This is a genomic window from Pedobacter sp. 01N416 (genome assembly GCF_056399685.1).
The window spans coordinates 1-898 of record NZ_JBFTRT010000956.1 but is presented as its reverse complement, the minus strand read 5'-3'; the positions used below and the strand labels follow the sequence as shown (position 1 = coordinate 898).

The window sequence follows — 898 nt, the reverse complement described above, 5'->3', positions numbered from 1 at the left end:
CGGTTAGGTATTCCATCGATTACAATTAAGGCATTATTATTACCAAGCGAATTTATACCGCGAATCCGGATCGTCGAGCCGTCGTATCCAGGCTCCCCGCTTCCTTGTAGTGCCGTAACGCCAGGTAAACGACCAGCCAATGAATTGGTTAAGTTTACTGAAGATGATTTAGCCAATTCTGTACCTTTAACCGATGCTACAGCACCAGATACAACTGCCTTTTTTTGGGTTCCATACCCTACCACTACTACTTCGGATAAGTTTTGGTTGTTTTCTAGCAAACGGACATTAATATTGGTTTGGTTTTTTACCTGAATCTCTTGATCTACATAACCTACATAGGTAAATACTAAAGYAGCATCTTCGGGTACTTTTATGCTAAATTTTCCGGAAGCATCTGTTACGGTAGTTGCAGCAGCTCCTTTTAATTTAACACTTACTCCAGGAATCGGACCTTTAGCATCGGTAACCTGTCCCTTCACAATAATATCCTCAAGCGGAGGTCTGTAAAAATCAAAGGGTTCTTTTTCGTGCAATGATGCTTTAGCAGACATGCTGGTAAACGGGGAAAAAACAAGACAACCACCGCAAACAAGAAACATGCTACTTCTGGCAAAAGTCTTCCATAGATTTTTTTTCATAGTTTTCAATTTATTTTGGTTAGATAATAATTGTATTATAATTTAATACTCATAAGTAATATCGAACTGTCATTACACAAATCAATTATACATGACTTATCGACATAATTGCTTACACCACTTAACATCAAAAAAATTAAGGCTCCCTTCTAATTATGCCAATAAATCATTGTCAACCATATCAAATCGGCTTTAATTAGTTCAAAATTCATTTTTTGAATTAAAAATCACAAGGTACGATGTACCTAATTTTGGAC

General features: G+C 36.7%; 1 protein-coding gene. It reads right to left on the bottom strand.

Features of this window, described 5'->3' with window-relative positions:
- Positions 1-641, bottom strand: a 641-nt coding sequence (locus tag AC1DND_RS28645; protein ID WP_477586332.1) for a carboxypeptidase-like regulatory domain-containing protein, incomplete at its 3' end; no start/stop codon positions are given.
- Between the last annotated feature and the right edge of the window lie 257 nt (positions 642-898).